This window comes from Rhizobium sp. SEMIA4064 (genome assembly GCF_003025035.1).
Classification (GTDB): Bacteria; Pseudomonadota; Alphaproteobacteria; order Rhizobiales; family Rhizobiaceae; genus Rhizobium; species Rhizobium paranaense.
This window is the reverse complement of record NZ_PYJN01000011.1, coordinates 46,460-52,999: the sequence shown is the minus strand read 5'-3', so window position 1 is coordinate 52,999 and position 6,540 is coordinate 46,460. Positions and strand designations below refer to the sequence as shown.

Sequence of the window (6,540 nt, the reverse complement as noted above, 5' to 3'; positions counted from 1 at the left end):
GACGATGTGCTCGGCGCATTGAAGGAAATCCGACGCCTTTCCTCGGCAACCATCGTGCTGAAGCGCGGCGCCATGGGCTGCATCGTTTATGACGGCCCGATCTCCGACGACCTCGAAGCCGGCATCGTCGGCCAGGGCTTTCCAATCGAAGTGTTCAACGTGCTTGGCGCCGGCGATGCCTTCATGTCCGGCTTCCTACGCGGCTTCCTGCGCGACGAACCGCTGAAGACCTGCGCCACCTGGGCCAATGCCTGCGGGGCCTTTGCGGTCTCGCGCTTGCTCTGCTCGCCGGAATATCCGACCTGGGCCGAACTCGACTTCTTCTTGAAGACGGGCAGCAAGCACCGGGCGCTGCGCAAGGACGAGGCGATCAACCATATTCATTGGGCGACGACGCGCCGCAGTGACGAGATCCCGTTGCTGATGGCGCTTGCCATCGATCATCGTTCGCAGCTCGTCAGCGTCGCCGACGAACTGGGTATCGGCCACGACAGAATCGTTGCCTTCAAACGGCTTGCGGTCGAGGCGGCGGCGCGCGTTTCTAGTGGGCGCGCGGGCTATGGCATGCTGATCGACGAGCGCTTCGGTCGCGATGCATTCTTCGATGCCGCCACCAAGAACTTCAGCTGGATCGGCCGCCCCGTCGAATTGCCAGGCTCCAAGCCGCTGAAATTCGAATTCAGCCAGGATATCGGCTCACAACTCGTCGAATGGCCGCTCAACCACTGCATCAAATGCCTCTGCTTCTACCATCCCAACGACCCGGCGGAATTGAAGGCGGAGCAGCAGGAGAAGCTGCGCACACTGTTCGAAGCGGCCCGCAAGGTCGGCCGCGAGTTGTTGGTCGAGATCATCGCCGGCAAGAACGGACCGCTGACCGACGATACAATCCCGACGGCGATGGAAGAGCTTTACGCGCTCGGCATCAAGCCGGACTGGTGGAAGCTGGAACCGCAGGAATCGACTGCGGCCTGGAAAAAAATCGATGCTGTGATCGCCAAAAATGATCCATTGTGTAGGGGTATCGTGCTGCTTGGCCTGGAAGCGCCGGCGGAGGAACTGATCCGCAGCTTCGAGGCGACGCTGGCCGCGCCCTCCGTCAAGGGTTTTGCCGTCGGACGGACGATCTTTTCCGATGCGGCGCGCACCTGGATGTCGGGCGGCATGAACGACGAGGAAGCGATCGCCGACATGGCGGGCCGCTTCCGGCAATTGACCCAGGCGTGGCTGAAAACCCGCGGCCTGGAATAGCTGGCGCATCGCTCCGAAAGGCGGATACCGCTTTTCGGGGTCAAGCGATGCGCAAACAATGGACTAAAATGCATTTGGGAGGCGCCCCATGGGCAAGACGATCCGATTGACGATGGCGCAGGCCGTCGCGCATTTCCTCAAAAAGCAGATGACGGTGATCGATGGCCAGAAGCAGCCGATCTTCGGTGGCGTCTGGGCGATCTTCGGCCATGGCAATGTCGCCGGCGTGGGGGAAGCGCTCTATCAGGTGCGCGACGAATTGCCGACCTACCGCGCCCATAACGAGCAGGGCATGGCGCATGCGGCTATTGCTTATGCGAAGACGAGTTTCCGTCAGCGCTTCATGGCCTGCACGACATCGATCGGTCCCGGCGCGCTGAATATGGTGACCGCTGCCGGCGTCGCCCATGTCAACCGCATCCCCGTGCTGTTCCTGCCCGGCGATGTCTTCGCCAACCGCGCGCCCGACCCCGTGCTGCAGCAGATCGAGGATTTTGGCGACGGTACGGTGTCGGCCAACGATGCCTTCCGTCCGGTTTCGCGCTATTTCGATCGCATCACCCGGCCCGAGCAGATCATCACGGCGCTGAAGCGCGCCATGCAGGTTCTGACCGATCCATTCGATTGTGGTCCGGTGACATTGTCGCTTTGCCAGGATGTACAGGCCGAGGCCTTCGACTATCCGGAGAGCTTCTTTGAGGAACGCATCTGGACGCCGCGCCGCCCGCAGCCGGATGCGGACGAGCTGGCAAACGCGATCGCACTGATCCGCAGATCCGAAAAGCCCGTGATCGTCGCCGGCGGCGGCGTACTTTATTCCCAGGCGACGAAGGAGCTTGCTGCTTTCGCGGAAGCACATGCCATTCCCGTCGTCGTGACACAGGCGGGTAAATCGGCGATCGACGAAACGCATCCGCTGGCGCTCGGCTCGGTCGGCGTCACCGGTACTTCGGCTGCAAACGCGATTGCCGAAGAAACCGATCTGGTGATCGCTGTCGGCACCCGCTGCCAGGATTTCACCACCGGTTCCTGGGCGCTGTTCAAGAACGAAAAACTGACCATGGTCGGCCTCAACATTGCGGCCTACGACGCGCTGAAGCACAATGGTCACCCCTTGGTGACAGATGCGCGCGAAGGGCTGAAGGCCCTATCTGCCGGCCTCTCTGGCTGGAAAGCTCCGGCGGCTCTTGTCGAGAAGGCAACACGGGAAAAGAAGATCTGGCTGGAGGCAGCCGCCAAGGCGATGGCGACGACGAATACCGCCCTGCCCTCCGACGCCCAGGTGATCGGCGCCGTCACCCGCACGCTCGGCGGCGAGAAAAGCATTGTGCTCTGCGCGGCCGGCGGCCTGCCGGGCGAGCTGCACAAACTGTGGCCAGCGACCGCACCCGGCAGCTATCATATGGAATACGGCTTCTCCTGCATGGGCTATGAGATCGCCGGCGGCCTTGGTGCCAAGATGGCACGCCCGGACAAGGAAGTCGTCGTCATGGTCGGCGACGGCTCCTACATGATGCTGAATTCGGAGCTGGCGACTTCGGTCATGCTCGGCCTGAAGCTCACGATCGTCCTTCTCGACAACAGAGGCTACGGCTGCATCAACCGGCTGCAGATGGCGACCGGCGGCGCGAACTTCAACAATCTGCTCAAGGATTCGCGTCACGAGATCATGCCGGAGATCGATTTCCGGGCGCATGCCGAGAGCATGGGCGCCGTTGCTGTCAAGGTCGCCTCCATCGCCGAGCTCGAACAGGCGATCGAAGCCTCGAAAAAGAACGACCGCACCTCGGTCATCGTCATCGACACCGATCCGCTGATCACGACAGACGAAGGCGGGCATTGGTGGGACGTCGCCGTTCCCGAGGTCAGCCCGCGCGCCGAGGTCAACCAGGCCCGTGCGGGTTATGAAAAAGCCCGCGCCTCCCAGCGTATCGGCTGATCAATTTCCGTCATCTTTCTGGAGGAGCTGTCCCGCTCCTCCAACACTGCTTTTAAGGAGACTATTGATGAAGGCCAAACTCGGCATGTCGCCCATCGCCTGGTGGAACGACGATCTTCCGGAGCTCAGCGACGACGTATCTCTCGAAGAATGCCTGCGGCAATCCCGCGGCGCGGGCTTTACCGGCATGGAACAGGGCCGGCGCTTCCCCAGCAATCCCGATGAGATGCTGCCCATCCTGCGCGCCGCTGACGTGACGCTTTGCGGCGGCTGGTTCTCGGGTACGCTGGTCAATGAGGAGCTTGCCGCAAACAAGGATCGCATCGCTCCGATGATCGAGCTGTTCAAGGCGGTCAACGCGCCTTGCATCGTCTATGGCGAAGTCGGCCGCTCCATCCAGGGCGATCGCTCCAAGCCGCTCGCCACCAAGCCACGTCTTTCGGACGACGAGATGAAGGCCTATGCCCGCCGCCTCACCGAGTTCGGCGAATGGTGCGCCGAGCAGGGCATGCCGCTCTCCTATCACCATCACATGGCGGCCGTCGTCGAAACCGAGCCGGAACTCGATGCCTTCATGCGCAATTCCGGCGAAGGCATTCCGCTTCTGCTCGATGCCGGCCACCTGGCCTTTGCCGGCGGCGACGTGCTGCGCGCCATCGACAACCACCACGCCCGCATCAACCACGTTCACGTCAAGGATATCCGCAAGTCTATCGTCGATGGACTGGATCGCAGCCGGCAGTCCTTCCTCGACGCGGTGGCGCTCGGCGCGTTCACAGTGCCGGGCGACGGTTCGCTCGATTTCGGCGCCATCGTCCAGCGTTTTGCGGATCACGGCTATGAAGGCTGGTTCGTCGTCGAAGCCGAGCAGGACCCGCGCAAGGCTCCGCCGCAGAAAATGGCCGAGATCGGCCATGCCGAATTGATGCGCATCATGACGGCAGCCGGTTATACGGTGGAAACCGAAGGTTTTCCCAAGGGGTAACGGAAAACAAGCAGCCCTCGTTAACTTCCCCTGTTGGATGGTTGGCGAGGAGCGTTTTCCCAGACAATAGAGGAAGAACACCCATGCCAAATCTCAAGGTCAAACCTGATGGCTCCCATGGTCGTGTCACCCATGTCACGCCCGAAAATGCCGGCTGGACCTATGTCGGCTTCGACCTTTACCGGCTGAAGCCCGGCGAAACGGCTTCGGCTGAGACGGGCGATCGCGAGGTCTGCCTCGTCTGGGTCAGCGGCAAGGCGAGCGCCAAGGCAGGCGCGAAGGATTTCGGTTCGCTCGGCGGTCGCATGAACCCCTTCGAAGGCGCGCCCCACGCGCTTTATATTCCGGCCGGCTCCAACTGGTCCGTCGTCGCCGAGACCGACCTCGAGCTCGCCGTCTGCTCGGCGCCGGGCGGCGGCTCCTATGAGGCTCGCGCCATTCCGCCGGGCACCCACCCGGCGCTGACGCGCGGCAAGGGCACCAATGTCCGCTATGTCAACAACATCATGCCGGAGGATGACGGCGCGGCGCATTCGCTGCTGGTTGTCGAAGTCATCACGCCGGGCGGCCATACCTCGTCCTATCCACCGCACAAGCACGATCAGGACAATTTGCCGAACGAAAGCTTCCTCGAGGAGACCTATTATCACCGCCTCAACCCGCCGCAGGGCTTCGGCTTCCAGCGGGTCTATACCGATGATCGCTCGCTGGATGAGGTCATGGCGCTGGAGGATGGCGATGTGACGCTGGTGCCGAAGGGCTATCATCCTTGCGCCGCCTGCCATGGCTACGACCTCTATTATCTCAACGTCATGGCCGGTCCGAAGCGCGTCTGGAAATTCCACAACGCGCCGGAACATGAGTGGCTTCTCAAGGCATAAACTCCCAAGAGCATGGCAAGGCCGCGCCTCGATGGCGCGGCCTTTCAATTTTATGCCGGTAGCAGACCGTATCGCCACCCGCGGTCCCTGGCATTGCGCGACAACACCAACCAGGCGAGCAGAAGCATTCCCGTTTCGGCAAAGACCGGCACCATCCAGATTCCTGTTTCGCCGAACACGAAGGGCAGCAGGAATGTCAGCGGCAGGGTGAAGAGATAGGGTCGCGCCAGGCCGAAGATCGCGCCGCGCTTCGCATCGCCAATCGACTGGAAATAGGACGACAGCACGATCATCTGCCCGAAGAGGAAATAGGCGCCGACCGTCCAGGGCAATATACGCCCCACCTCCGCAACAATGACGGAATCCCCGACGAAAATACTGCCAAGCCTGCCCGCCAGCATTTCGACAGCCAGTTCCACCACGCTGCAATAGATCAGCGCCGACACCATGGCGATCTGCAGGCTCCGCCCGACGCGGGTGGAGAGCCCGGCGCCGTGATTGTGACCGGATATCGTCTGTAGTGCGATGCTGAGACCGAGGAGCGGCAGATAGGCGAAGGTCATCACCCGGGTGATGATTCCGTAAGCGCCCACCGTCGCGACATAGTCTCCCTGGTGCCAGATCGCTAGGTTGAAAAGGATTGCCGCAGAACTCAGGGATATGCCGATGAAACCGAGGCTCATCGGCGCACCGAAGGCGGCGATCCCTCGCCACTCGGTAACCGGAAAGGATGTTGACGGCCTAAGCGCACCCGGCTGCCGCCAACGGTAGAGCAGAATGACCGCCAGGCAAATAAATTGCGCCGCGATCGAACCGGCGGCGGAGCCGATGACGCCCCAGTGCATCACCGCCATCAGCAGCCAATTGGCGAGGATATTGAGCAGGGTCGAGGCAAGCGTCACCAACGTCATGAAGCCGATCTTGCCTTCGCAACGCAGAGCGTCGATATGCACCGACAACAGGAAACTCACCGGAGCAAAGCCGACCATGATGCCCATGAAGGCGCCGGCATTGGCGGCAACAGCGGCATTGCCAGCCGCCCCTGTTGTGATGACCTGCCGCCCGACCGTCCAATAGAGCGCGTTGACCAGGATCACCACCGCCAGGGCCAGGCCATGGGCGGCGCTGAAAACCTGCCTTGCCCCCGTTCGATCTCCCGCCCCCAGACGGCGTGCCAGGATGCTCGCCATGCCGTTGGAGACCAGCGATTGCAACGCGATCAGCAGCATGAGCGCTGGGAAAATGAGGCTGACCGCCGAGAGTGCATCGGCGCCCACAAAGACGCCGAGGAAATAGGCATCGACGACGGCAAACAGGCCGTTGATGGTTGTGATCATGATGATCGGTGCGGCCGTGCGGGCAAAGACGCCCGGCAACCAGCCGGTCAGGAACATGTTGCTTTCGGAATGATTCGTCATAGCGAAATCCACGCAGCATCGCGCGCCGCCAAAGGACGGCCGCGATCGATTGATGAAAGGATGGTT

The 6,540-nt window shown here is 61.9% G+C and carries 5 protein-coding genes; 4 read left to right on the top strand and 1 reads right to left on the bottom strand.

Translation table 11 applies throughout. From position 1 onward, the window contains the following. The 4 genes from C9E91_RS06480 to iolB form a co-directional block, all read left to right on the top strand. Positions 1 to 1,251 (top strand): PfkB family carbohydrate kinase (locus C9E91_RS06480; RefSeq protein WP_146143983.1); only part of this gene is annotated, 1,251 nt, incomplete at its 5' end. 88 nt (positions 1,252 to 1,339) lie between these two features. Continuing rightward, positions 1,340 to 3,190: a 3D-(3,5/4)-trihydroxycyclohexane-1,2-dione acylhydrolase (decyclizing) gene (gene iolD, locus C9E91_RS06475; protein ID WP_107107547.1), complete on the top strand. Its 1,851-nt coding sequence runs from the start codon at positions 1,340 to 1,342 to the stop codon at positions 3,188 to 3,190. A 67-nt stretch (positions 3,191 to 3,257) separates the two neighbouring features. Next, positions 3,258 to 4,175: a myo-inosose-2 dehydratase gene (gene iolE / locus C9E91_RS06470; RefSeq protein WP_107107546.1), complete on the top strand. Its 918-nt coding sequence runs from the start codon at positions 3,258 to 3,260 to the stop codon at positions 4,173 to 4,175. An 83-nt stretch (positions 4,176 to 4,258) separates the two neighbouring features. Next, positions 4,259 to 5,056: a 5-deoxy-glucuronate isomerase gene (gene iolB / locus C9E91_RS06465; protein WP_107107545.1), complete on the top strand. Its 798-nt coding sequence runs from the start codon at positions 4,259 to 4,261 to the stop codon at positions 5,054 to 5,056. A gap of 50 nt (positions 5,057 to 5,106) precedes the next feature. Here iolB and C9E91_RS06460 read toward each other — a convergent pair whose 3' ends face one another. Then, complete coding sequence (locus tag C9E91_RS06460; protein ID WP_107107544.1) at positions 5,107 to 6,474, bottom strand: MATE family efflux transporter; 1,368 nt, start codon at positions 6,472 to 6,474, stop codon at positions 5,107 to 5,109. Positions 6,475 to 6,540: the final 66 nt, after the last annotated feature.